Genomic DNA, 24,680 nt, shown 5'->3' with positions numbered 1-24,680 from the left:
ATTAAAGAGATTTCCATCAAGGTTAGTTGCAAACGCTTGAGAATTGGACGATCTGGTGCGAGTATGGATAGCGGTGAGTCGACGAAAGCCCTGATCCACCGAAGTACACTCGGCCGCCGTTTTCGGGCGGCCGTTTTTTGCTGGATTGCCACGACTGCGGCTTCCTCTGTCGTAATCAATTCGGCCGCTGATGTTGTTTGGCTTGATGAGCTGCTACTACCTTAAGGATCTTTTGAAGCGCGTCCATCGTTGGGGAAGGATAGGCATATCCATTGGCGCTCGCGTCCGGCAATCTCGACAAGTTCATTTTTGCACGACGTGGTGGCAGCGTCGCGCGTGGCGCCGGACCAGCGTGAATGGGTTGTGCACCCGGCCGATAGCGATTCGCCGGACGGGTATGCCAGAGAACAGGAGTCGTCCGCTACCTGAAGGCTCGTGGGACCGGTCGATGTGAGTTTCGCGGCTGGGGCCGCGCCGGCGTGACCCGGCGTGCAGCGCGCCTACACTGTCGGCGGGTCCGATTCGCGAACGGGATGGCGGTCTTTTTCCACCGCCCGAATGAACAGCGCGAGACTGTCCTTCCCCGCGTCGTCAGCGGTGATCAGTCCAGGATCGGAGCCGTCGACGGGAATCCCCGCCTGTTCAAGCAAGCGAATGCCGGCACCGACGACGAACAGCGACTTGCCGTGTCTGAACTGCTCCCGGACGAATTCCAGGGCCAGTCCGTCCGTACATAATGCCTCGACGGCGGCCTCTCCGCCTGGGATGAGCGCGGCATCGAACAGGACGGCCGGACTGTTCTTGAACGAGGCGTCCACGTCCAGGGTTTCCCCGTCTTCGGACTGAATCAGCCCGACGTGCTGGCCGACCAGACGGACGACCGCGCCCGCGGCTATCAGCGCTTGTGCCGTTTGGCGCGTCGTTTTGGCGTTCACGCCATCGGTGACCATGACGGCAATCTTGCGCGTACGGATTCCGCCTTCGCCCGGACGAGCCAGCAGTGACAGGAATGCCGACTGGGTGACTTCGGGCTCGACCGCCTCCGTTACCGCCCTCGGCAACGGCGCCGGCAGCTCGGGCATGCCGAGGTTGGCTGTCACCGCTGTCGCGAGTTCCTCCGAGACATTGCGGAGTGTCGCCACCGTACGCTGCCGGATGCCGGGCACTTTCACCTTGCTCAGCTCGAACGAGAACGCCTCGATGATGTGCTGCTTCTCATGGTCGGCCTGGCTTTCGTAGAAGAGCGTGGCCTGGTTGTAGTGCTCCGCGAACTTCTCCGGCTTGCCTCGGAGTTCGTCGGCCGCCACCGGCTCCGGAAACGGAACGAAACCGGCGGAGCCCGCCTGGAACGGGCAGCCGCCCGCGAGCGAATTGGGCTCGTAGGCCACGCGGCCGCGATGCACGGTCTGCCGGTGCATGCCGTCGCGCTGATTGTTGTGGATCGGCGCGAGTGGCGTATTGATCGGCAACTCGTGGAAGTTCGGGCCGCCCAGCCGCGTTATCTGGGTATCCACGTACGAGTGGATGCGGCCCGCCAGCAGCGGGTCGTTGGTGAAGTCGATGCCCGGCACCACGTGGGCCGTGCAGAACGCGACCTGCTCGGTCTCGGCGAAGAAGTTGTCCGGGTTGCGATCGAGCACCATGCGGCCGATGGGCGTGACGGGAACCAGTTCTTCGGGCACGATCTTGGTCGAGTCCAGCACGTCGAAACTGAATGTATCCGCCTGGGCCTCGTCGAAGATCTGCACGCCGAATTCCCATTCCGGATACTCGCCCACTTCGATGGCTTCCCACAGGTCGCGCCGGTGGTAATCCGGATCGGCGCCGGAAATCTTGACGGCCTCGTCCCAGACGTGGGAATGCGTCCCCAGTTTCGGGTTCCAGTGGAACTTGACCAGCCTGGAGACGCCTTCGGCATTGACGAACCGGAACGTATGGACGCCGAAGCCCTGCATCATGCGATAGCTTCGGGGAATGCCGCGGTCCGACATCAGCCACATCATCATGTGGGTCGATTCGGGCATCAGCGAGATGAAGTCCCAGAACGTATCGTGAGCGGACGCCGCCTGGGGCATGCCGTGATGGGGTTCCGGCTTCACCGCATGGATCAGATCGGGAAACTTGACGGCATCCTGAATGAAGAACACCGGCATGTTGTTGCCGACCAGATCCCAGTTGCCCTGATCGGTGTAGAACTTCACCGCGAAACCGCGTACGTCGCGGGCGGTGTCCTTCGAGCCCCGCTCGCCGGCCACCGTGGAGAAGCGTACGAACACCGGCGTGCGCTTGCCCGCTTCCGCGAAGAGCGACGCGCTCGTCAGTTCGGCCAACGGTTCGTAGCACTCGAAGTAGCCGTGCGCGGCGGAGCCGCGCGCGTGAACGATCCGCTCGGGAATACGTTCGTGGTCGAAGTGGGTGATCTTCTCGCGCAGGATGAAATCCTTGAGCAACGCCGGGCCGCGCAGACCGGCTTTCAGGGAGCTCTGGTTGTCCGCGACCGGAACCCCCTGATTCGTGGTCATGGCTTGGCCGTCGCTGTCGGCCCGCACACGAGGCAGCTCGCCGCTGGCCGCATTGATGCCGCGGCTGGCCTGGGCGCCTGTTTTGCCGGATTGGTTCTTTTCCGACAGCGTGCTGGCGGTGGCTGATTCATCCGTGGGTTCGACCGTATTGCCGACCGGCGGGTGTGCCGCATTGTCCCCGTACTCCGCCGCCTTGTTCGCATTCGCGGGCAGGCTGCTCGCCAACTGCCCGACTGTGCGCGCCTGTTTCAAGGCCGGATGGGTCGCCCTGGCGGCAGGAGGCAGTGCCGGACCGCTGTCCGAGTTCAGGTACGCGGTATCCAGTGCGGACTGTTGCGGGTCTTTCGATTGCTGACGCTTGCGGGTTGCCATGTGCGACTCCTTGACGGATGACCGGAATGCGTTAGCGGTCGCGTGCGCGCCCGCCGAGAGTCGCGGTGAAGCTCGCGACAAAGGCACCGATCAGCAGCGATGCGAATGCCCACAGCGAAAACGCGGCAGCGGCCTTGCGCGCCTGATCGGCAGCCTCGCGTGCCTTCTGTTCGGCTTCCTGGGCGGCCTGCTTCGCCTGCGTCTCGACTTGCGTGAGCCGCTGCTGGGCGGTCGCTTCGTCCACACCGGCACGCTGGGCGACTATCTTGACGAGGTAGGACCGGTCAGCGTCGGACAACTGGCCGTTCACGAGACTGCGCGCGAGAATGCGTGACGTTTCCTGCCGCACGTCGCCCTGGCTCGCGGACCCCGATGGATCATTGGGGCGCAGCAGCGCATCTGTGAAATAGTCCAGCGAAAGATTGTCTGTATCCCCATGTGCGGCCTGGCCGGCCGCGGCCGTTGCCGCGCCTGCGCCAGCTCCCGCCAGCGTCGCGCCGGCCCGGGCGGTTCCCGACAGTACGGACGTGACAGTCGAACCCAGCAGCACCAGTCCAACAACGGCGCTCAGCGCCCAAACCAGAAAGCCGTGGGCAGTGTCGCGAAAGTAGATCTCGTCGCTGGCCGCATCCGTCCACTTGGTGCGCAGCCTGCCGGTAATGTAGCCGGCCACGCCATACGCGATGATCTGGGTGATCAGCAGCCAGACGATGGACCCTATGGCGAGCGCCGAACCGCTTGCACCGGTGTTGCGCCATGGTGACATCGACAGGAAACCAAGTCCGGTGCCACCCGTCAGCAACATCACAGATACGGATGCTGCAATGACGGCGCCGGCAATGACTGCTGCCCACGAGACCGCCGAGCGGGCCGATTCCATGCCTGTCGCATCGGTGGGATAGTGAGTCAAAGGCTGGGTAGTTTGCATGACATTTCCTTTATTCGTGTAGAGGCCACACGCACCGTGGATCAGTGCCAAAAGATGGCAATCAGAATGATGATGGGGATGGGTACGCCTAGCAGCCACAAGAGAATGGATCGCATGATGTCTCCTTGTTGAAAGCCCTTCGGTGCTGCAGAAAAACACAGAAATCGATTCCGTAGTCCGGGCAACTAGCCATCGTTTCCATATTTAAAAACAGACACGACGGGATTTTTTTGTTGCTCTGTTTTAAAAGGATAATCCGTCTTGAAAATATTTCAATGATATGGTGTCCTTTTTATATAGAGGCGATCTGATGGCTTGAGAAAAATAACTGGTCGCGGGATGTTGACTCATACTTTTCGCTGTTCGCCGCGCTGGCCTCGATGGCTGAAAGCATCACGGGACGGTGACAATCGATTACTATGCGCGCGCGGCCCGACCATCCTGACGGTTTTCATTTCAAGCTCTAACTATCTGATGTGGATGTAAAGAAGCAGAGCATCTATCGTTCCTGGCCGAGAGTGCGCCTGACTGCAATGGACGGTGCTAACGGCAGTGGCAACGATGGCGGCCGCCGCTGTAGCTTCCAATCCCGGGCGTCCTCATTAGACTGCCGTCCGCAATCATGTATCGAGGATCTGTACGAAGACAGGTGTTTGCCGGCAAGCGAGTTACATCGTCCGGGTTCGGGAACGTGGCGTACTGTGGAGTACGAACTTAAGAAGAAAAAATCGAGGCGCTACTGATTCACGGGATACAAGCATGGGCGAACCTGACCAGTAAGGAAGAACTAGTCAAACCGGTATAGAAATATCTGGCGAGACCGCTCTTCTACCAATAAATTGTGCATGTTGGCTTGATATTCGCGTGTCGCCCGGCCGGGTGGAATGTACCAGGCACGGGCAAAGCCGAAAATGCGAATCCTGGATTTTTTCTTCCAGTCGCGGTGGCACGTGCTTCCGGGCGATTGAAAACGGGGTGTCCTCCCATGATGAATGGCGTGAACGGAAAGCGGAACCGGACGGCTTTTCATTTTCTCCTGTGCGTGGTGTCGGCTGCACTGGTCTGGATACTGCTGCCATTTTTCAGCGCGCTCTTCTGGGGCGTGATTCTCGCTGTCATTTTTCAGCCGTTGCAACGGCGCTTAACTGCGCGGTTCGACAACCGTTCCAACCTGGCAGCGCTCGTAACGCTTGTGTTGTGCGTGGTGATCGTCATTCTTCCACTGGTCTTGATCGCAGGAACCCTGGCGCAGGAGACGGCGTTTGCCTACGAGCAGATAAAGAGCGGTCAATGGAACTTTGCGCTGCTTTTCGAGAAAGGGGTTCACTCGCTTCCGGCCTTCGCGCAGCGCGGACTGGCTAACCTGGGCGTGGGGGACATGGCGGGCCTGCAGGCGAAACTTACCGAAGGTGCGGCGAAACTGAGCCAGTTGATCGGCACGCAGGCGGTGATCATCGGTCAGAACACGCTACAGTTTACGGTCGGTTTCGGCATCATGCTTTACCTGGTCTTCTTCCTTCTGCGCGACGGTGTGCCGCTTTCACGCAAGATTCGGCAGGCTATTCCGCTGGACGACGCTCACAAGCAAAAGCTGCTGAGTCGTTTTGCGACGGTCGTTCGGGCGACTGTGAAAGGCAATATCGCCGTCGCCGCCGTGCAGGGCGCGTTGGGTGGGCTGGCGTTCCTGTGCCTCGACATTAAAGGAGCTCTGCTATGGGGAACCCTGATGGCCTTTCTTTCATTGCTGCCAGCCGTTGGTTCGGCGCTGGTCTGGGTGCCGGCCGCAGTTTATTTTTTGCTCGCCGGGCCGTTGTGGAAGGCCATTGTGCTGGCGCTTTTCTGCACGCTGGTCATCGGTGCGGTCGATAATATATTGAGGCCGATTCTCGTCGGCAAGGATACGAGACTGCCCGACTGGGTCATCCTGATTTCGACGGTGGGCGGGATGTCCGTCTTCGGCATCAATGGTTTCGTCATTGGGCCGCTGGTCGCCGCGCTGTTCGTTTCTTGCTGGGATATCTCGCTTTCCGAAGACGTGCAGCCGATGTCTTCGACACATGATGCGGACACCCCGATTCCAGACGACGATGAAGACGGCGAGGGCAACGAACGTGACTTGAGAGCGTACCGGCAGCAGCTACCGCGCACAGAGCAGCCGTTTACACGGTAAGCGAGTCGGGACGGCCGTACGGTGTGCAGACACGCTATCGCGAAACACCCGTATATATGGAACGAAAATCTGGGCGCCCTGACTCACATCGATTGATCTGCACGCGCGGAGGTGTCTATGACAGAAACGATTTTCGATGCACTGAGGCAGAGCCACGCAATCCAGCGTACCTTGATCCGGCAATTGATGCTGTCCCGCCCTGATGAACGGCGAGACCAATTGTTTACGACGCTGAGGGTCGAACTCGGCGCACATGAGGCAGCGGAAGAACGCTATCTATATGTGCCAATTCTGATGGACGATCGTGGTCTGTTCCCGGCACGCGACGCGCTTGCCGATCATCACAAAATGGACGAGATCGTTGCTGATCTGAGAGGCCGGGACCGTAGTGCACGCGGCTGGATGAGTACATTGAAGAAATTGTCCGGAGAATTGCACGAGCACCTGAAAGAGGAGGAGAAAATATTCTTCCAGATTTCCGGCAAGATCCTGAGCGACGCGTCCAAAGCGAAGCTTGCCCGTCAATATCGCAGGGAATACGGGAAGATGCGGGGAACGCTGTTGAACGAATAACACCGTTGTGCAGCCATCCCGTGACGATTTCGGGCAGACGAAAGGAGCGGGCAACGGCCGCGAAACCAGAACCGTTGAGGGCTGCATCATGAAAACATTCCACTGTGCAAAGTGTTCCCAACCGGTGTTCTTCGAGAACGTGACCTGCGAGCATTGCGGATCGCTGCTCGGTTACGTGCCAGAGATCGGCGAAATCAGTGCATTCGAACCCGCAGGCGAGGGTTTGTGGCGCAGTCTGCATGCCGATGCGCTCGACCAGACCTATCGGCAATGCCACAACTATGTGGTCGAAAACGTCTGCAACTGGATGATCCCGGCCGACTCCAGTTCGGCTCTCTGCGCCGCATGCTCGCTTACCCAGGTGATTCCCGATCTGACCGAACCGGGCAATCAAGTGCTCTGGTACAAACTGGAGACGGCCAAGCGGCGATTGCTGTACACGCTGTTGATGCTCGGGCTGCCGGTTGAACCGCAGGGACCGGAGCCGGGGCGAGGCATGAGCTTCGTGTTCAAGGAATCGACCGAGGCTGAGCCCATCATGACCGGTCACGCGGATGGCGTGATTACGGTCAATCTGGCGGAGGCCGACGACGCGGCGCGAGAGCGTGTGCGATCCGAACTCGGCGAACCGTACCGGACTCTGCTTGGGCATTTCCGTCACGAAATCGGCCATTATTATTTCGACCGGCTCGTGAACGACACAGGCTGGATCGAACCGTTTCGCAAGCTGTTCGGCGACGAGCGGGCCGACTATCAGGCGGCGCTCGACGCGCATTACGCGAACGGTTCACCAGACGATTGGGAAAGTTCGTACATCAGCGAGTACGCCACGATGCACCCGTGGGAAGACTGGGCCGAGACCTGGGCGCATTACCTGCACATCTTCGATACGCTCGACACCGCCACCGCGTGCGGCCTCGTGCTCGCGCCCGTCGATACGTCGCTGCCGCAGCTATCCGATCAGACTTCGGTCGAGGAGGCGAGTTTTGCCAGTCTCATCGGCCGGTGGTTTCCGTTGACGTATGCGCTCAACAGCCTGAACCGGAGTATGGGCATGCCGGACGCCTATCCGTTCACACTGGCCTCCACGATCATCGACAAGCTGCGTTTCGTGCATGAGGTGGTTGCGGCGTCACACGGGGAGCCGCCGCCGAAGGCCGGTTCCTGAGCGCGACAGTAGTGCGCCATCCGTTTCGCGCGGTGATGTCCTAATGAACCAGTACTGCTTTGGCGCTGCCGTGCCCCGCCTTCGTGTCGATCGTCAGGGTGCCGCCCGACGCGGTGCACAGATGATGCACGAGTCGAAGACCGAAACCGGCGTCGCGAGCAGGATCGAAACCCGGCGGGAATCCGCTTCCTTCATCTTCGACGAGGATCTCGACGCGACCCGCGCCCCACGCCAGCGCCACACGGACGCGGCCCGCACTGTACTTGACCGCGTTGGTCACCAGCTCCGTCACGATGGAGCCGAGCGAGAGGAGGGCGTCGCTATCGAGCGAGAACGCTTCGCCCGGCGCGAGGCATAACGTGCGTGGGCTCGCAGGGTCCAGCAACGCCCCTTGCAGGTCCTGGAGCAGGCTCGATACATAGGTTCTCGCGAGCTGGCCGGTGCGCAGTCCGTTACCGTAAAGATGTTCGTGGACTCGCGCGACGCTATCGATGCGTCGTGCCGCGATATCGAGCGCGTGTCTCGTTTCGGCATTGCCGGATTGGCGCGACTGGAGCTGCAGCGTACAGGCAATCAGGTGAAGACTGTTGCGCATGCGGTGATGAACCTCTCGCAGTTGCAACGCCTGCACCGACTGGGCTTCGTCTTGTGGAATTTTCGCGAAATCCGGGCGATGATCAGATGGTGGGTTCATGGCAAAAGAGAGGAGTGCCGGCATGAGGCGACCAGCGCGACGCGATGGGCTACCCGAGGTGGCCACTGTATCGCCCGTTCCGCACGCTGGATAGATGCTCGTGTACCGTTCGACCTGGTGCTGCCATACTGGCTAACGACGCAAGTTATTTTGAGTGCAGATCACGCAGTCCGATTAGAGACGATACGGGTGTGGTGTTCGTGACAGGGACACCGATTCACCCGGTATATCTGACTCTGTCGCAAGGCTTGCCGCTTCGCTAGACTGGGCTTGTCCCTGCCGCCATGGCATGGGCTTCCTCTTTATCGAATGGAGAGCAATCATGGACAATAATCGCATCAAGGGCGCGGCGAAAGAGATCAAAGGCTCGATCAAGGAGGTCGCTGGAAAGGTAACGGGCAATCGGAAAACCGAAGCGGAAGGCAAGATTGAGAAAGCGACCGGCACGGTGCAGCGCAACGTTGGCGAAGCGAAGGACAAACTGCGCGACAAGCTGAACAAGGACGACTGACGTCTTTGCGCTGCGCGGACACGGTCGCGTTCGTGCAGCGCCGCGTCGCCTGGCGGGGCATGAGGAGTGCGGTCTACGTTTGGCCCGGTCCACGTGGTTTGCGCCGAAGACGTTGCAGCGTATCCGCCTGGCTGTAGCGCTCGATGCCGCGGTCGCGAGCCCAGATGATGGCCGCCGAGCGGCGGTTGACGCCGATCTTGCTATAGACGGCCGCAACGTAATTGCGCACGGTGTTGCGCGACAGATGCAGCGTTTCCGCGATCTTTGCATCGTCGCAGCCCTGGCATATCAGGCTCAGCACTTCGAGTTCTCGCGGGCTGAGGTCCGCCAGCACGGCACTTGGCTCGTCCGCGCGAGCGGGGTGGCGGATCTCGGCCAGCTTTTCGATCACGGTTCGGCTGAACCATGATGTATCCTGCATCACCGTTTCGATGGCCGCGATCAGCTCGCTCTCCGTGCGTTTGCGTTCGGTGATGTCCTGTAGCACGCACAGCAGGCAGCACCGCTCGTGGATCGTCACGGTCTCGGCGGACACCAGGCAGTCGAGCGTGTCTCCGCTTTTCGTGCGCAATTTCATGTCGACGTTGCGGATGCTGCCGGCGGATTCCACGGTCTTCCGGAAATGATCGAACGCGGCGCGGTCCGCCCACAGTCCCGACGCCGATGGATCGCGGGCAATCACTTCTTCTGCTTCGTAGCCGGTCGCGGAGACGAAAGCGTCGTTGACGTCGAGAAACAGCATGTCGTCCAGCGAGCTGACCGTCATCGGCACGGGAGCGAGGCGAAACGCCTTGGAAAAGCGTTCTTCGGTCTGCCGCAATGCGGCTTCGACCTTTCGCCTCGGCTCAAGATCCATGAACGTGAAAAGCATGCAGTTTTCGTCGCCTATCTCAATCGGCTGGCCCGCCACAATCACGAACTTGCTGCCGCCGTCTGCGATGTGCAGCACGCTTTCCATCTGCGGGATCGTGCGGCCCTCGTTCAGATATCCGATTGCCTGATCGCGCCTTTCCGCACCCTCCAGCACGTCGAATTCATAAGCCGGGCGGCCGACGATTTCGTCGCGTGCGTAGCCGGTCATTTCGAGGAAGCCCTGGTTGACTTTCACGTACCGCAGATCGGAAATCCGGCAGATGACGGCGGGTGCCGGATTCGCGTTGAATGTTTTCTCGAAGCGCTCCTCGGCGGTAAAACGTTCGGTGACGTCCTGAATCACGAGCACCAGAGACTGCGGCTCGTCGGATGCATCGGTCAACACCAGGCTACGGATCTGGTGGATGCGCCGAAACGCGTCGTCCGCTGGTTTGGTCACTTCGACGATCATGTCGTGAAACACCTCGCCGCCCAGCACGCGTGCCAGCGGATATTGCTCGGGCTGCAGCGGGTGATTATTGCGGTACTTCAGCGTAAAGCGTTCCTGATAACCGGCGACGTTACCGCCGCAATCCGCGAGAGTTTCGACGCCGTGAATCGACAGCGCTGTTTCGTTAGCCCAGGCGATCGTACCGTCGGGGTCGCTCAGGACGATTCCTTCGGTGAGTCCGGCAACGATTTGCTGTAGCTGCCGCCTGTCGACTTGAGGCTTGCTGGATGCGGAGTCCATGGGCGTATTACCTGTTGTTGTACCGATCTCCAATGCAGTTTCTCATGTCAGTCGTAAACGGTGGCATCCGATGACAAGATTGCCGGCACCATTCGGTGTCCTGGGCGTGGGCTAGCCCCCGGGCAGTGTGTCATTGTCGGTGCGGAGACTGACGGACTGAAGAGGAGAAAGACTGGACGCCTCGGGAGCGTCCAGTCGGTTGTTAGCCGTTACGGCGTATCCCAGTGTCAGTTGTTTTCCGGTGTGCCCTGACCCGGCTCGGGTTTGATGTGACCGGGAGCGTCCTTATCGGGCTCCGGCGTTTGAACCGGGGCATTCCTGCCGGGGGCCATATCCGGGATCCGACCGGGCTGGCCCGGATTCTCCGTGCTGGGTAACTCTCCGGCATCGCCGGGTTTGTGAATCGTACTCATCGATATCTCCTTTCGTATGTATGTAAATCTGCAGCGCGATGCTGCAATTCAGATCCTGAATGCAAAGCCTTGTTCCGAATAGATCGAATTGAATGATTTCGCCTGGTAGTTTCGTCACGGATTTTCCCTTTTCCATATGGATATCCCGGATAGCACGCAGGCTAGTATTTTTTGTACTGATGCCGTAGTGCGGGGATCTCTTTCGCTTAATTGAATATGAAAATAAATTATAGAGGAATGTCGCTAATTTCCTTTATATGGTAATTAAAAATATGCTTAGTAAATTTCATATTTCAAGGCCCAGGATTATAGAAAAATGGAAAATATTTTCCTTCGCCATCTTGGACAATCAGGTTCTGAGAGTGGGAAGCGTGTCCTTTGAGGTGATGCAGGCACTCGGTCCCGGGTTGACCCCAGAAGAATCGTTCATTTCGAATATGAACAGAGTACGACGTGCGGCATATATTGCTTCAAGGAGGAATCCACACCTCATGGTTATCAAAGTAGACTTGGAGTGTTTCACGATGGAGGAGTGCACCACGATATTGCTCCCTGCCGCGTCGGGGCGGTGAAGCATCGTGCGTGTTGGCACAGTTCTTTCGCGTGCCGCTTGTGGGGGGATTGCGTTCCTCGTGCTCCACGAGGCTATGCCCGTCATGGCGACTCCGGCCATGGTGCTCGAAGGATCGGCATTTACTTGGTGGTGAAAAGATTACCGACTGACACGTTGTCAAAGCAGCACGGGAAAAAAGTAGTGTGGCTGTTTCAAAGCGCAGGGTTGTGAATGTGAATGGATCGAGAGTGCGCAGCCTCTTCGTCATGACGCGAAATAGAAGTGCCTAACGTTAGTCGCAAGTGGAATGACGAGTTCCTGACCGAACCCGTTGAGTATCAGCGAGACGATCAGCGGCGGCGTGCAGTGCGGTTCGAATGCACCGGCAATCGCGGTAAGCGCAATGCTCGCCGCAAAGATCGCTGCGCCGGTCAGGGGCGCCGTATTGCCGATGTGGCCAGCAATCTTCGGCCCGACAAGAGAACCTGTGAAGAAGAACGGTGCAGTCGGCGTAAAGACGAGCCCTGCTGCGAAGGGTGAGAGACCGAGTCCGGGTTGAAGGAACATCGTCAGCGAGAAGAACGATGCGATCACCGAATAGAGCAGGAAGACCGTAACGACGCCGATCATGAAACGGCTGTCGTGGAACAAGGAACTGTCGATGAGAGGTGCCCCACCGTGCTTCGCGAGCCTGTCTTCATAGCGAACGAAAAAGACGAGTGACCTTTCCCCTCTGAAGTATCCCACGGTAAAGTTAGTGGCAAGGTCGCAGGAGAGACCTTGTCATGAAGAAGTCGCGGTGTAGCGAAGAACAGATTATCGGGGTGCTGAAGGAGGCCGATGCGGGCATGAAGGTCGCAGACCTGTGCCGCAAGTACGGCATATCGGATGCGACGTTCTACAACTGGCGTAGCTGCTACGGCGGCATGGATGTGCCGGAAGCACGCCGATTGCGGCAACTGGAAGAGGAAAATCAGCGTCTCAAGCGGCTGGTCGCGGACCAGGCGCTGGACATCCAGGTTTTGAAGGACGTTCCCGGAAAAAAGTGAGTTCGCCCGCGCAGCGTCGGGAAGTCGTGCAGCAGGTGATTGAACAGCACGACTATTCGGAGCGCCGGGCGTGCGCGCTCGTTGGCCTGAATCGCCGGACATTCCGGCGGCCGGTGTCGCCTGACGCCGACCGCGAAGTCCGGCAACGGCTGCGCGAGCTGGCACAGGAGCGGCCACGGTTTGGCTCGCCCCGCCTGCATGTCTTGCTACATCGGGAGGGGCTGGTCCAGCACCACAATCGCACTGAGCGGCTGTACCGCGCAGAAGGCCTGTCGCTTCGTCTGAAACGGCGAAAGAAGCGCCCGAGTCATCTGCGTGTGGTCATGCCGACGCCCAACGGCGCAGACGAAAGCTGGGCGATGGACTTTGTTGCTGATGCGCTGGTGCATGGACGACGCATTCGCTATATTGCCCCTCATCGACGCATGGAATCGTGAGTGTCCGCACATCGAGGTCGACTTCTCGTTGACGGGTGCTCGCGTAGCGCGCGTGCTGGAGCAACTGCGTCAGCGGGGGCGATGCCCGAACCTGATTCAGGTTGATAACGGGCCGGAGTTCGTCAGCAAGGCGCTTGACGCATGGGCGCACGAACATGGCGTCAAGCTGCAGTTCATCCGTCCGGGTAAGCCGGTGGAAAACGCGCACATCGAGAGCTTCAACGGCCGACTGTGCGAAGAATGTCTGAACCAGCATGCGTTCGTCAGTCTCGACGATGCACGTACGCGAATCGAAGCGTGGCGCACGGACTACAACTCGGTGCGACCGCATCGTGCCCTGGAGCAACTGGCGCCGGACCAATTCCGGCAACTGCATCAACCGAAAACCGGCGAGACCACTAACTTACGAATGGTGTACTCGGCGGGGTAAGGTCAACAAAGCCCCGTAGAATCCAGGTTCTACGGGGCTTTTTCTTTTTTGGTCCATCAGTAAATGTTCTGGCGGTATTGCCTCGAATGAGGCCGCGTCTAGTCCTATTCCTTGCCTCAACGCCCTGACGCGACAGAGTCGGGCAGAGCGCCGGCGTCCCATGTGCCCGGTTCAATTGCGCATGCCCGAAAGCCGCCTCGCCAACGTCGCGGCGCTTGCAAGCAGCGCGTCCGCGATCACGGCTCGCTCCGCAGCAAAGCGGCCCGTAGGCAGTGCCACCGTGATCGCATAGGGCTTGCCAGCCATCGGCAACGCGATAGCCAAGGCCGAAATACCTTCATAGGGCACATCTTCTTCGATCGCGTAGCCCGCCCGGCGGGTCTCCTCCAGTTCGGCCAGGAGGTCAGTGCGGTCGAAGGGGCTGCCTGCCGCAGCGATGGCCGCCTCGCGCACATCTTCCGCGAGGATGGCGAGGATCGCCTTGCCTGGCGCGCTCGTCAGCAAATCCACTTCGAGCACCTTCGGCAGCACCACGCGCAGCGGCTTCGTCGAACTCAGCACCTCTAGCACCAGGACGCGGCCATCGGCGATCGTGTTGAGGATCACCGATTCGTTGAGCGTGGCATGCAGTTCCGTCATCTCGCTGTGGAATGCGTCAACAGGATCGGCACCCATCCCGCGCGCAAGCACGCCCACCGTCGGCCCGAGGCAGAAGCCTCCCGACATGGCTTGCGCCGCCATCCCTTCCTCCTCCAGTGCGCCGACGATGCGCTGCACGGTCGAGCGCGGCAGGTTCACGCCAGCGGCGATTTCACCAAGCGACAGGCCGTTCTGACCTCGTCCGGCGAGCATGCGCAGCACCGTGACCGCGCGCCGGATAACCTGGATGCCGGAGCGCGCATCGTCCGCACGCTCCTCGGAGGGGGCCTTGTTGTCCGTGCTTTTTTTAACCATGAACTCCACTCGGATAAGACGACAGCAGCATTAACCGCATTGTGATACATTGCATCGAATTGTGGGTTGATCTGACCCGGCCGGACGGCGCAGCGCGTTCCGGCCGCTGCTAACGCTGCCTGAAGGAACAGATTTTGGACAAGAAACCGCTGATTGGTCTAGCCGGCGTCATCGTGGCAGCGATGTCGGCCGAATTCAACGATCTGGTCGGATCGAACGCGATGGTGGACGTGCGCGGCGCCCTCGGCATCGGCCACGACACCGGCATCTGGATCGAAAGCCTGTATCTGTCGGGAATGGTAATCGGCATGGCGATCTCGCCCTGGTGGTCCGCCGCCGTGACGCTGCGGCGGACAGTGTTGTTCGCCATCGCGCTCAACCTGGTTTCGACCGCGTTGATTCCGTTCGCGCCGGACGTGACCTGCTTTCTCGTGTTGCGCGCCGTGCAGGGTCTCGCGGAAGGCCTGACGATTCCGCTCCTGATGACCACCGCGTTGAAGTATCTGACGCCCAACATCCGTCTCTATGGGCTCTCGTGCTATGCGTTGACCGCGACCTTCTTTCCGAACCTGAGCGCCGCCGTATCGGCGCTGTGGACCGACGTGGTGGGCTGGCGTTTCGTGTTCTTCGAGGCCATCCCAATGTGCACGCTCGCGGCGCTGTGCGTCTGGTACGGCATGCCCCAGGACCCGCCGCATTACGAGCGTCTGCGCAAATACGACTGGCCCGGAACGCTGCTCGTCGTGGTCGGTCTCGGCGCACTCACCACGATGCTCCAGCACGGCAGCCGGCTCGACTGGTTCAACTCAAAGCTCATCTGCACGCTGGCGCTCATCAGCGCGGTCGCCATTCCCTTGCTGGTCGTGAACGAGTGGAAACAGGAATTGCCGCTCTTCAAGCCGCAATTGCTGAAGCGCCGCAACTTCGCTTATGGCGTCGTCACGCTCTTCAGCTTCGTGATCATCGGCATGTCGGCATCCACGGTGCCGTCCGAGTACCTCATCGAAGTTCAGGGCTTCCGGCCGCTGCAGACGTATTCCCTGATGGCTGAGGTCGCCGCGCTGCAGCTCGTCTTCCTGCCGCTGCTCGTGAAGGTGCTGGACCTTGAGTGGGTGGACAGCCGCTGGATCAATGGCCTTGGGCTGCTTTGCCTGATCGCGGCCTGCGTCGGGTCGAGCATGCTCGATTCGACGTGGAGCCGCGAGCAATTCTATCTGTGGCAGGCCATTTCCGGCTTCGGACAGGCTTGCGTCGTCCTCTCGCTGCTGATGATGGCCACTAATGTCGTGGCGCCGCCGGAAGGGCCGTTCGCCTCCCCGCTCGTCAACATGCCGCGCGGACTGAGCGAGGTGGTTGGTCTCTGCATCCTCGAGTTGATGGCGCACTTTCGCGGCCAACTCCACGCCACCCGTTTGCTCGAAAGCGCCGGCACGCGCCGCTTCAGCGTCATAGAGGCGAGCGGCATCGATCCCCGGCACCTGCCGCCGCTACTGCCCGATGGCGCGCAGCGCGCAGCCGGCAGCCTTTCGGCGTTCAGCCACGCGATCGACGTGCAGCGCGCCACGATGGTCATCAGCGACGACTATCTCCTGCTGGCCGCGCTCGCCGCCGTCGTGTTCGCCGTGCTGCTGGTTCTGCCGCAGCGCACCTGGCCTCCCCGTATCGCCCTGTTGAAAAAGTCCTCGACCTGATCCGTTTATGAACGATATGCCCCAACCTTCCGGCGCGCCCGCACACGCGCCTCACGGCGCTCATCACGAAGCCGCGCGGCGCAAGAGCCGCTGGCCGCTGCTCATCGGCATTGCCGTCATCGTGGCGTTCGTCGCCGTCGTATGCTGGATCGTCTATGTTCCCAGCTCCGATGTTTCGACCGACGACGCGCGCATCACTGCGCACTACACCACTGTCGCGCCGCGCGTCGCCGGACAGATCGAGACGGTCCTCGTCGACGATAACCAGCCCGTGCATGCGGGCCAGTTGCTCGCTACGCTGGACGACCGCGACTACCGCACTGCCGTCGAGCGTGCGCAATCGCAACTCGACAGGGACCGCGCCCAGGTGGACGACGCGGCCGCTTCCGTGCAACGCCAGCCGGACGTGATCTCGCAAAACGACGCGCAGGTCCGGCAGATCGAGGCGCGCCTCGATCTCGCGAGGGCAAACGCCACGCGTTATAGCAATCTCGCCGCATTCGGCTCGGGCTCGAAGCAGGACACGCAAGCGGCCGACGCGACATTGCGCGAACAGATGGCGCAGCTCGAGCAGGCGCAGGCCGCAGTGCGTGCCGCTCGTCATCAGTGGGATCTGCTCAAGGCGCAGCAGGCAGCCGCCGAAGCCACTGTGCATGCCGACGAGGCCGCACTGCAGCAGGCGCAGTTGAACCTGAGCTACACGCGCATCGTCGCGCCGATGGACGGCTATGTAGGCGAGCGCGCCGTCGAGGCCGGCAACTATGTGAGCCCGGGCACGGCGCTGATGGCGCTCGTGCCCGCGCGGGGCATGTATGTCGAGGCGCAGTACCGCGAGGTGGCGCTGAAGCACATGATGCCCGGCCAGCACGTGCGCGTGCGGGTGGATGCGTACGACATCGACCTCGACGGCATCGTCGACAGCATTCCGCCCGCAACGGGCGCCGTATTCGAGCCGATTGCGCCCGATAACGCCACCGGCAACTTTACGAAGATCGTGCAGCGCCTGCCGGTGAAGATCGTGTTCGCGCCCAATCAACCGGACGTCGGCTTGCTGAGGCTCGGCATGTCGGTGGAAACCACGGTGCACACCAACTTTGCCGACGTGGTCGGCCAGTTGCGCGATACGTATCACGCGAGCGCCGCCGTCGGGACTTCCTCGCCCGTCGCGGCGTCCGGCGTTGCCGCCGCGGGGGCATGAGCATGATGACGCGCTTCATGCAGGCCCATGCGTGCCGTCTCGCGTGTTCCGTCGGCCTGCTGCTCACCGGCTGCACGGTCGGTCCGCAGTTCGAGCGTCCCACGCCGTCCGCGCCTTCCGTATGGCACGTCACGCCCGGCGACGGCACGAGCGAAGTCACGCACGACGACATCGATCCGACGTGGTGGGCGAGCTTCAACGATCCGGTTCTCGACAGCCTCGTACAACGCCTCGTGCGCCAGAATCTCGACCTCGCGAGCGCGAGCGAACGGGTGATCGAGGCGCAGGCGGCGCGCCAGGTGACGGGCTCCGCCGGCATGCCGCAAGTCGACGCATCGGTTGCCGAAGCGCACGACCGGGTGAGTTCGACCGGGGCGGCGACGCTCGTCTCGCGTCCGCCTGGCTCGCCGCTCGAGTACGACGACTGGAGCGATGGACTCTCGGCGTCATGGGAGCTCGATCTTTTCGGGCGGGTACGCCGGTCGGTGGAGGCCGCCGACGCGGGCACCGACGAAGCGGTCGAAGCACGCCGCGGCGTGGCGCTCGAGGCGCTCGCGGAGCTGGCCGCCGACTACATGACCTTGCGCGGTGCCCAGGCGCGCGAAGCCATCGCGACACGCAGCCTCGATACCGCGACACACGCGCTTGCGCTCGTCGAAAACCAGTACGCCAACGGCGTGGGCAGCACGCTCGACGTTTCGCGCGCGAAGGCGCGGCGCGACTCGATCGCCGCGCTGCTGCCGGAACTGCATACCGCAGAGCAGCAGGCCATCGACGCAATCGGCCTATTGCTGGCCGAGCCGCCGCGCGCGCTCGAAGGCGAGCTCGCGCCGGCGCGCGCTCTACCGCTGTTGCCGCCCCGCGTGCCCGCGGGGTTGCCGTCGGATCTGCTGCGCCGGCGCCCCGACATTCGCGAGGCCGAGGCGCGGCTGCACCGCGCGACCGCCGAAACGGGCGTGGCCGTTGCCTCGTTCTATCCCGACATCAGCCTGACCGGCAGCATGGGCACCGAAAGCCTGCAAGCGGGGAATCTCTTCAGTCTCGCGAGCCGGACGTTTTCGGTCGGCCCTTCGATCGAGATTCCGATCTTCGAAGGCGGACGGCTGCGCGGTATGTTGAAGCTGCGCCGCGCGCAGCAACGCGAAGCTGCCATCGAGTATCAGAAGACCGTGTTGCAGGCGTGGCGCGACGTCGATAACGCCATGACGGCCTACGGCAACGCCCAGCAGCGCCGCGACGCGCTTGCCGAGGCGGTCAGCCACGAGCGCGATGCGTTGACGGCGGCGACGCAACGCTACGAACAGGGAAGTTCGAGCTTTCTCGACGTGGATATTGCGCAAGGTGCGCTGCTGGCGGGCGAAGACAGTCTCGCGCAGACGGACATGGCACTGCGCGAGAATCTCGTCGCACTGTACAAGGCGCTTGGCGGCGGGTGGTCAATCGCGGGCTGATCGAGTCGTACAGACCTCGTTCAATCTGGCGAAGCTACCGACCTGGCAATGATTTGCGATCGGCAACAGCCAGGGGAGACGTTTGCCGCAAGCCGGGACTTGTGCCAACGCCGTGTCGACGGTCTATATAGAGGCGGGAAAGCGCAATAATTTCGGCATGCAGCTCGACGTTACGGGCAGCGGGGAGACTGGAGAATCTCGAACACCGCCCGCTTTGGTAATGCCTTCGACTGCATCGAAATCCCGTGCCGAAACGGCCAGCCGCTGACCGGGCCGGCCGTTTCCGCGGAATATGATGGCTGCCGCGAAGTGAACCCGGGGCTGTCCTTCGCCTATGCACGCGACGTCGAAATCCGCGACTTTGGCCATTCGTCTCGCAACGCCGCGGACCGGTTGGCCGGCGGCTACAGTCCCCGGCCGTACCGCGAGGCGTGTGTTACCGCTTTACATGCCGGTTCAGATGCGAGCCAGGCTCTTTCTGAATAATCCGCCCGAGCGCGACGCCGCAGACCGGGCGACCCGGCACAGTGCCGCATCGTTGCCGCTGGACCACGCGGCACTAAACGGCGGTTTACCGCTTTTTCCGGCGCGTCTTTACCGGCGAAAAGACTCGGCCTGAATCGAGCAAATGTACAGGTGCAGTTGCCACGCAAGACGCAGTTCGCGACGGATGGTTGCCCACAGGCTGTTGTTCGAGGCCGGGAGAGTCGTGGTTGCTTTCATGGCGTTCCCTTCAGGGTTGGTTTCTAGGTATTAATGCCTAGGTACAAACCCTATGATACGCTAGTGCGGGCAACTTGCAAGCTGTAAAAAGATCCGCGATTACAACCTGTCGTTTTTTGCATCACGCCCACGTCGCGCTAAGCCAGGTCATTTCTGCAATAACGATTCGACTCTGATTAATTGTAATTCCCGTCAGATCGGTGCCGTCGAGCGCGGCGCCGCGCGCGCGGCAACCGCCGTATCGAGGAACGCAATCACGCGCGGCCACGAATCCTCGTTCGCCTGCGCATTCGCTTCCGGCGTGCCGCCGCCGGTCAGGTCCACTTTCGCGACCGCATGCGGCTTCACGATCCGCGTCGTCGGCACGAACGGAAACTGGATCGCGTGCCCGGCGCCGTCGTAGCGCAGATGCGCGACCGCATGCGGATGCCCGGCGGCGCGCAACTGTTCGACGATGCTGTCGGCCATGTCGGACGACGGCCAGAATCCGTCGTCGGTGCCCGACAGCAGCAGCACCGGCCCTGCGATTTTTTCGACCGGAATGCGCGCGCGCTGTACCGCGTCCGGATCGCGCAACGCGGAGACGAACGACGGCGCCTGCCGTACCGGCGATGCCTTGCTATCGAATGCCGACCAGTCTGCCGTGCGATTGTCGTTCCAGACGATGGGCAGCGGCTTGCCGTCGAGCGTCCACGCGGGCGACGCCGGGTGTTCGCCCGGCCTGCCCGCGCGCAGCGTGCCGTTCAGCACCGAACTCGGCACGTAGCCGATCACCGCGGAGATGTCGTCGCGATACGTCGTGCCGAGCAGCAATGCAAGCTCCGCGCCGCGCGAATGCCCGAGCACCGCGACGAAGCCGTGTTGGGGAGCCAGATGTTCGCGCGTCCACGCGAGCGCCTTCGCGAAGTATTCGAGCGGCGTGGACGAGATGTAGCCCGGCAGCCCCGGCGCATTGAAATAGCCTAGCGCGAAGCCCGCATAGCCGTGCGCGGCCAGCAGCGCCGCGCGGGCCTCGTTGATGCCGCCGCCCGAACCGTTCAGCACGATCGCGACCGGATGCGGTCCCGCACCGGCGGGGCGGAACAGCGTGCCGACCAGACCGTCCGCGTGGATCGCTTCGCGCGAGACGCCGTCCGCGACGATCTCCTGCACGAGCTGTGCCGATGCGCTCGCGCCGTGCGCGCCGCTCGCGCGCAGCTCGATCGTGCGCGTGTCGATCGTTTCGTCGGCGCGCACCGCTTCCTGGCCGGCTTCCAGCGCGAGCGACCAGATCAGGCCGCTCGCCGACGCGTGCCGATAACGGCTGCCTTCCGCCGGAACGGCATGCGCGAGATCGAGCGATCCGTCGGCGCCGACCACGAAGTTCGCGTGACTGCGCCAGATGCTGCCGTCGGCATGCGCGAGCGTGGCGTCGATCCGGACCGGGCCGGACGGGAAATGCGCGAGGCGGACGGTGCGCGGCACGTCGATCAGCGCGCGTGCGGGTTCGACGGTCAGGGCGGGTTGCGCAACGGTCGTCATGAAAGTGTCCTTGTGCGTTAAGCGGGGCGATCAATGCGCGGCGCGCGCTTCGGCGCGAATCGCGTTCTCGTCGAATTGGCGGAATTGCGGCACGAGTTCGTTGGTGAACAGCGCGTCGACCGGTACGCGAGTCGACGCGAATTCGCCGTCGGCGGCCATCCGCGCGACGAACTGGCGGATGATGGCGAGATCGAATTCGCCCGGCGTGCGTTCGTGTCCGGACGGATCGAACATGACGCGCGCGAGCCGGCGCTGCACCAGTTCTTCGGCGTTCTTCAGGTTGGTCGCGGGGTCGCCGGCGGTCGGCTTCGCTTCCGGATGCTGGCGCCAGAACGACTCCACGCATAGCTGGACGTTCGCCGCGCACGCGACCTGCGCTTCGGTGTAGGCCCGCCCGAACCGCGCGTACAAGCCCGGATTCGCCTGCAATGCCGCGGTGTTCGCGATGAAGCCGTTTGCATTCATCTGGCCGAAGATGCCCGGATAAACGATGCGCCGCAGCGGCGTGCCTGACAGTTCGAGCATGTCGTGCCAGCTACTGTTGTAGTTCAGCGCGTCGATCTGGCCGGTGATCAGCGCATGGAAGCCCGGGCCCAGCACGCCGACCGGCAGGATGTCGTAATCGCCTTGCGCGAGACCCGCTTCCCTGAGCACGGCGCGCGTGCTCGGAATCGTGCCCCACGTCAGCGCGCCGACGCCGATCTTCTTGCCTTTCAGGTCCGCGAGCGTTTTGATCGGCGAGCCGGCGAGCACGGCGAACTCCATCGTGTAGGCGGGCGTCGCGTTGTAGAAATAGCGGACCGGCAGATCGGTCCGCCCGGCTGCGTAGGATGCGAGGATCGGATCGACCACCGGCAGGCCGATCGTCACGTGTCCGGACGCCACTTGCGGCACCAGCGCGCCGGCACCGTCGAAGGTCAGCGTCCTGACGTCGAGATTTTCCTTCTTCCAGATGCCCAGCTCGTTGCCGATCGACCAGATGCCGCCGTCGGTGACGGTCGGCGGAATCGCGAGCGCGACGGTGACGGTATCGGCGGCGAAGGCGGGCTGCGCGAGCAACGCGCCGGTTAGCGCTAAGGTTGCCGCGACGGCGTTGAGCGCGCGGCGTACCGGGTAAGTCTGCAATGTCACTCCTCGGCGATGAACGGAAACGGGGGCGGCGCGCGACGTTGCGATACGTCGCGTCCGAAGGATTGCCCGGTAGCCGGGCAACGGCGGAAAAGAGCCTGTTGCAGCACGTGTCCGGCTCGTCGCCGTCGTGCGAGGCCGGTCCGGTACGCGAGCGTCCGGTAATCGACGGCGCGCTTCGCCGTTTGTCCTCCATTGGCCAGGCGCGAGATGCGCGACGCGGTGCATCGGCAGGGCATTCAGGCGGACGGATTTTTTCACGGCGGGCGAGGTGGATCGGCTCGGGACGCACGGATCGGGCATGCCCGTCCGGCAACGGAAAACCGCCAGTCTAGGGTTCGCACGGCGAATCGCAAATCGGGAATATTAGATAGCTTATTGCTGCCGGGGCTGACGTGATGAGCTCACCGACGCATGCCGGCCTATGTCGATCGCCGCGCTCGCGGGTTCTGGTCGCGACGCGTCCGACGGCGACGGTGGAGTCGTCCGGAACCGGCGACGCCGTGCTCGACCCGGCGCGGGCCGGCCATCGTGCCGGGGGCGGGAGCGATTGCGGGCCGGGTGCATGCGTTCGCGGTCGCGCATGACGTTGCACGAGCCGCGCAGGACAATGCCGATGCGCTCGGGGTCGTCGTGCAGGCGAACGCGTTTACGCGCATCCGCCCGATGCGGCATGGGCCTTCGAGACCGATGCCTCGCTGACTGGGCGGCTCACGCTATCCCGATCGCGTACATCGTTTGTCCGTTTTCTTCGTTATCAAAAGATCGAGGCCTCTCTACCATGCGCACATGATTGCTTCAATGTGGATAGGTGAGCCGCTCACGAAGGCGGACGGACGATGAGCGTGGCGGAGGGGGCGGGCGGGCCGGATATGCCGGACGCGCCGGCCAGCGCATTTCAGGCCGATCGCATCTCGGTGCGCTATCGGACGCGCACCGGTACGATCGACGCGCTCGTCGACGTGAATCTGCGCATCGACGCCGGCGAGTTCGTCGCGTTGCTGGGACCGTCCGGCTGCGGTAAGTCCACGTTGCTGAAAGTCGCGGCAGCGCTGGTTGCGCCGACGTCGGGGCGCGCGAGCATCGGCGGCGTGCCGCTCGCGAAGCCGGGCCGTCGGGTGGGCGTCGCGTTCCAGAAGCCGAACCTGCTGCCGTGGCGCAACGTGCTCGACAACGTGCTGTTGCCCGCGCGCACGCTGGGCTTGCCGATGGAGGAAGCGCGCCGCCGCGCTCACGAGCTGCTGCAACTCGTCGGGCTCGACGCGTTTGTGCAGAACTATCCGGCGGAACTGTCGGGCGGCATGCAGCAGCGCGTCGGCATCGCGCGGATGCTGCTGCACGACCCGGAACTGCTGCTGATGGACGAGCCGTTCGCCGCGCTGGACGCACTGACGCGCGAGCGACTGACGCTCGAATTGCAGCGAATCTGGCTGGCCCAGCGCAAGTCGGTGCTGTTCATCACGCACAGCATTCCGGAGGCCGTGTTTCTTTCTGACCGCGTGCTCGTGATGTCGGCGCGGCCGGGCCGCATCGTCGACGAACTCGCGGTGCCGCTGCCGCGTCCGCGCGATGCGGGCACGATGAGCGACGTCGCGTTCGTCGACGCATGCGCGCATTTACGGAGGCATTTCCAGTGACGGGGCGGCGAATGCGCGGGGCGGTACCGGCGGTGCTCTCTCCGCTCGCGAGCCTTGCGGTAGCGATCGCCTGCTGGCAGGCGGCCGTCGTGCTGTTTGCGATTCCGGACTACGTGCTGCCGGCGCCGCTTGCGGTCTGGCATGCGCTCGCGAACGGTTTCGCCGACGGGACGCTGTGGCCGCACATCGGCGCGACGCTCGAGGAGACGGTGCTCGGCTATGCGATCGGCAGCGCGCTGGCCGTGGCGGCGGGCGCGCTGCTCGCGGAGTCGAGCGTGTTCGAGCGCTTCGTGTTCCCGCTGCTCGCCGGTCTGCAGGCGATGCCGAAGGTTGCGCTCGGGCCGGTCATTCTCGTCTGGTGCGGCTACGGCATCGAGTCGAAGGTCGTGCTTGTCGTGCTGGTCTGTTTCTTTCCGATGTTCGTGAACACGGTCAACGGCCTGAAGCGCGCGGACCCCGATCTGCTCGATGCGTGCCGCGCGTTCTCGGCATCGCGGACTTTCCTGTTTTTCCATGTGAAGCTGCCGGGCGCCGCGCCCGAAATCTTCAGCGGACTGCAGATCGGCGTGTCGCTCGCGCTGATCGGCTCGGTCGTCGGCGAGTTCCTGTCGTCGCAACGGGGGCTCGGCTATCTGATCAGCTCGGCGTCGGTGAATATGAACGTCGCGACGATGTTCGCGGGCGCCTTGCTGCTGGCCGCGATCGGCGTTGGCGGCGCACAGCTCGTACGCATCGTGCAGCGTCGCGTCGTGTTCTGGGAGCGGCGCGACGGCGCTGTGACAGGCGGCGACTGAGCGGGCCGTCCGGCAGGACGGGGATATGGTCTTCTTCCGTCTCCGCTGGAGACATGGTGGTGAAACCCCGTAGAGTCGCGGCTTTTGCGGGGTTTTTGTTTTTCCGGCCGTCGAAAACGACTGATTCGGGTAGAGACACAGTCCAGCGTACAGCCGCAAC

At 62.4% G+C, this 24,680-nt stretch carries 18 protein-coding genes and 1 pseudogene; 10 read left to right on the top strand and 9 right to left on the bottom strand.

Going from position 1 to position 24,680, the window contains the following annotated elements; genetic code table 11:
* Positions 1-500: 500 nt before the first annotated feature.
* Complete coding sequence (locus CY652_RS09200) at positions 501-2,894, bottom strand: catalase (RefSeq protein WP_102130405.1); 2,394 nt, start codon at positions 2,892-2,894, stop codon at positions 501-503.
* A gap of 31 nt (positions 2,895-2,925) precedes the next feature.
* Positions 2,926-3,822 (bottom strand): hypothetical protein, encoded by an 897-nt coding sequence (locus CY652_RS09195; protein ID WP_102130404.1) that lies wholly within the window; start codon positions 3,820-3,822, stop codon positions 2,926-2,928.
* Between the two features lie 988 nt (positions 3,823-4,810).
* On the opposite strand from CY652_RS09195, the gene CY652_RS09190 reads away from it, so the two are divergent.
* The 3 genes from CY652_RS09190 (at position 4,811) to CY652_RS09180 (ending at position 7,733) form a co-directional block, all read left to right on the top strand.
* Positions 4,811-5,992 carry an AI-2E family transporter gene (locus CY652_RS09190; protein ID WP_102130512.1) on the top strand — a complete coding sequence of 394 codons (1,182 nt, stop codon included), beginning with the start codon at positions 4,811-4,813 and terminating at the stop codon, positions 5,990-5,992.
* 117 nt (positions 5,993-6,109) lie between these two features.
* Positions 6,110-6,565: a hemerythrin domain-containing protein gene (locus CY652_RS09185; protein WP_102130403.1), complete on the top strand. Its 456-nt coding sequence runs from the start codon at positions 6,110-6,112 to the stop codon at positions 6,563-6,565.
* A gap of 88 nt (positions 6,566-6,653) precedes the next feature.
* On the top strand, positions 6,654-7,733 hold the full coding sequence (locus tag CY652_RS09180; RefSeq protein ID WP_102130402.1) for a zinc-binding metallopeptidase family protein: 1,080 nt from the start codon (positions 6,654-6,656) through the stop codon (positions 7,731-7,733).
* Positions 7,734-7,773: 40 nt separating this feature from the next.
* Here the strand turns inward: CY652_RS09180 and CY652_RS09175 are convergent, their stop codons facing one another.
* The gene (locus tag CY652_RS09175; RefSeq protein WP_102130401.1) at positions 7,774-8,451 is read right to left on the bottom strand and encodes a sensor histidine kinase; all 678 of its coding nucleotides are present in this window, start codon (positions 8,449-8,451) and stop codon (positions 7,774-7,776) included.
* 298 nt (positions 8,452-8,749) lie between these two features.
* Between CY652_RS09175 and CY652_RS09170 the strand changes: the two genes are divergently transcribed.
* The gene (locus CY652_RS09170; protein ID WP_102130400.1) at positions 8,750-8,938 is read left to right on the top strand and encodes a CsbD family protein; all 189 of its coding nucleotides are present in this window, start codon (positions 8,750-8,752) and stop codon (positions 8,936-8,938) included.
* Positions 8,939-9,011: 73 nt separating this feature from the next.
* Here the strand turns inward: CY652_RS09170 and CY652_RS09165 are convergent, their stop codons facing one another.
* From CY652_RS09165 to CY652_RS09160, 3 genes are all read right to left on the bottom strand, one after another.
* Positions 9,012-10,541 (bottom strand): helix-turn-helix transcriptional regulator, encoded by a 1,530-nt coding sequence (locus CY652_RS09165; protein WP_102130399.1) that lies wholly within the window; start codon positions 10,539-10,541, stop codon positions 9,012-9,014.
* Positions 10,542-10,768: 227 nt separating this feature from the next.
* Positions 10,769-10,954: a hypothetical protein gene (locus tag CY652_RS23920; protein ID WP_146010052.1), complete on the bottom strand. Its 186-nt coding sequence runs from the start codon at positions 10,952-10,954 to the stop codon at positions 10,769-10,771.
* An 817-nt stretch (positions 10,955-11,771) separates the two neighbouring features.
* Entirely contained in the window at positions 11,772-12,158 is a 387-nt protein-coding gene (locus CY652_RS09160; protein WP_146010051.1) for an MFS transporter, read from the bottom strand.
* A gap of 134 nt (positions 12,159-12,292) precedes the next feature.
* On the opposite strand from CY652_RS09160, the pseudogene CY652_RS09155 reads away from it, so the two are divergent.
* A pseudogene (locus CY652_RS09155) lies at positions 12,293-13,423 on the top strand (IS3 family transposase).
* 171 nt (positions 13,424-13,594) lie between these two features.
* Here CY652_RS09155 and CY652_RS09150 read toward each other — a convergent pair.
* Positions 13,595-14,377, bottom strand: a complete 783-nt coding sequence (locus CY652_RS09150; RefSeq protein WP_146010050.1) for an IclR family transcriptional regulator — start codon at positions 14,375-14,377, stop codon at positions 13,595-13,597.
* Between the two features lie 134 nt (positions 14,378-14,511).
* Between CY652_RS09150 and CY652_RS09145 the strand changes: the two genes are divergently transcribed.
* The 3 genes from CY652_RS09145 to CY652_RS09135 are packed head-to-tail and all read left to right on the top strand — an operon-like array spanning position 14,512 to position 18,717.
* Entirely contained in the window at positions 14,512-16,068 is a 1,557-nt protein-coding gene (locus CY652_RS09145) for an MFS transporter (protein WP_102130396.1), read from the top strand.
* Positions 16,069-16,084: 16 nt separating this feature from the next.
* Complete coding sequence (locus tag CY652_RS09140; RefSeq protein WP_102130511.1) at positions 16,085-17,266, top strand: HlyD family secretion protein; 1,182 nt, start codon at positions 16,085-16,087, stop codon at positions 17,264-17,266.
* Entirely contained in the window at positions 17,263-18,717 is a 1,455-nt protein-coding gene (locus CY652_RS09135; RefSeq protein ID WP_102130395.1) for an efflux transporter outer membrane subunit, read from the top strand. The genes CY652_RS09140 and CY652_RS09135 overlap by 4 nt, the downstream gene beginning before the upstream one ends.
* Before the next feature lie 915 nt (positions 18,718-19,632).
* On the opposite strand, the gene CY652_RS09130 is transcribed toward CY652_RS09135, so the two are convergent.
* Positions 19,633-20,961, bottom strand: a complete 1,329-nt coding sequence (locus CY652_RS09130) for an acyl-CoA thioester hydrolase/BAAT C-terminal domain-containing protein (RefSeq protein WP_102130394.1) — start codon at positions 20,959-20,961, stop codon at positions 19,633-19,635.
* Between the two features lie 30 nt (positions 20,962-20,991).
* Positions 20,992-22,086, bottom strand: a complete 1,095-nt coding sequence (locus CY652_RS09125; RefSeq protein ID WP_258002247.1) for an ABC transporter substrate-binding protein — start codon at positions 22,084-22,086, stop codon at positions 20,992-20,994.
* 842 nt (positions 22,087-22,928) lie between these two features.
* On the opposite strand from CY652_RS09125, the gene CY652_RS09120 reads away from it, so the two are divergent.
* Both CY652_RS09120 and CY652_RS09115 read left to right on the top strand, forming a co-directional pair.
* Complete coding sequence (locus CY652_RS09120; RefSeq protein ID WP_374703640.1) at positions 22,929-23,726, top strand: ABC transporter ATP-binding protein; 798 nt, start codon at positions 22,929-22,931, stop codon at positions 23,724-23,726.
* Between the two features lie 11 nt (positions 23,727-23,737).
* Complete coding sequence (locus CY652_RS09115) at positions 23,738-24,520, top strand: ABC transporter permease (protein WP_102130393.1); 783 nt, start codon at positions 23,738-23,740, stop codon at positions 24,518-24,520.
* Positions 24,521-24,680 lie beyond the last annotated feature (160 nt).

The sequence above is a fragment of the Burkholderia sp. WAC0059 genome (assembly GCF_002870125.1).
Taxonomy (GTDB): domain Bacteria; phylum Pseudomonadota; class Gammaproteobacteria; order Burkholderiales; family Burkholderiaceae; genus Paraburkholderia.
Note: the sequence above shows the minus strand (reverse complement) of the source record. Positions and strands in the feature narration are given on the sequence as shown.

What these genes read in the sequence shown, in the direction of transcription:
- CY652_RS09150 (WP_146010050.1), bottom strand. Translation starts at nt 14,377, where the DNA reads ATGGTTAAAAAAAGCACGGACAACAAGGCCCCCTCCGAGGAGCGTGCG.
- CY652_RS09190 (WP_102130512.1), top strand. Translation starts at nt 4,811, where the DNA reads ATGAATGGCGTGAACGGAAAGCGGAACCGGACGGCTTTTCATTTTCTC.
- CY652_RS09175 (WP_102130401.1), bottom strand. Translation starts at nt 8,451, where the DNA reads ATGCCGGCACTCCTCTCTTTTGCCATGAACCCACCATCTGATCATCGC.
- CY652_RS09185 (WP_102130403.1), top strand. Translation starts at nt 6,110, where the DNA reads ATGACAGAAACGATTTTCGATGCACTGAGGCAGAGCCACGCAATCCAG.
- CY652_RS09135 (WP_102130395.1), top strand. Translation starts at nt 17,263, where the DNA reads ATGAGCATGATGACGCGCTTCATGCAGGCCCATGCGTGCCGTCTCGCG.
- CY652_RS09195 (WP_102130404.1), bottom strand. Translation starts at nt 3,822, where the DNA reads ATGCAAACTACCCAGCCTTTGACTCACTATCCCACCGATGCGACAGGC.
- CY652_RS09115 (WP_102130393.1), top strand. Translation starts at nt 23,738, where the DNA reads ATGCGCGGGGCGGTACCGGCGGTGCTCTCTCCGCTCGCGAGCCTTGCG.
- CY652_RS09140 (WP_102130511.1), top strand. Translation starts at nt 16,085, where the DNA reads ATGCCCCAACCTTCCGGCGCGCCCGCACACGCGCCTCACGGCGCTCAT.
- CY652_RS09180 (WP_102130402.1), top strand. Translation starts at nt 6,654, where the DNA reads ATGAAAACATTCCACTGTGCAAAGTGTTCCCAACCGGTGTTCTTCGAG.
- CY652_RS09170 (WP_102130400.1), top strand. Translation starts at nt 8,750, where the DNA reads ATGGACAATAATCGCATCAAGGGCGCGGCGAAAGAGATCAAAGGCTCG.
- CY652_RS09200 (WP_102130405.1), bottom strand. Translation starts at nt 2,894, where the DNA reads ATGGCAACCCGCAAGCGTCAGCAATCGAAAGACCCGCAACAGTCCGCA.
- CY652_RS23920 (WP_146010052.1), bottom strand. Translation starts at nt 10,954, where the DNA reads ATGAGTACGATTCACAAACCCGGCGATGCCGGAGAGTTACCCAGCACG.
- CY652_RS09120 (WP_374703640.1), top strand. Translation starts at nt 22,929, where the DNA reads ATGAGCGTGGCGGAGGGGGCGGGCGGGCCGGATATGCCGGACGCGCCG.
- CY652_RS09165 (WP_102130399.1), bottom strand. Translation starts at nt 10,541, where the DNA reads ATGGACTCCGCATCCAGCAAGCCTCAAGTCGACAGGCGGCAGCTACAG.
- CY652_RS09130 (WP_102130394.1), bottom strand. Translation starts at nt 20,961, where the DNA reads ATGACGACCGTTGCGCAACCCGCCCTGACCGTCGAACCCGCACGCGCG.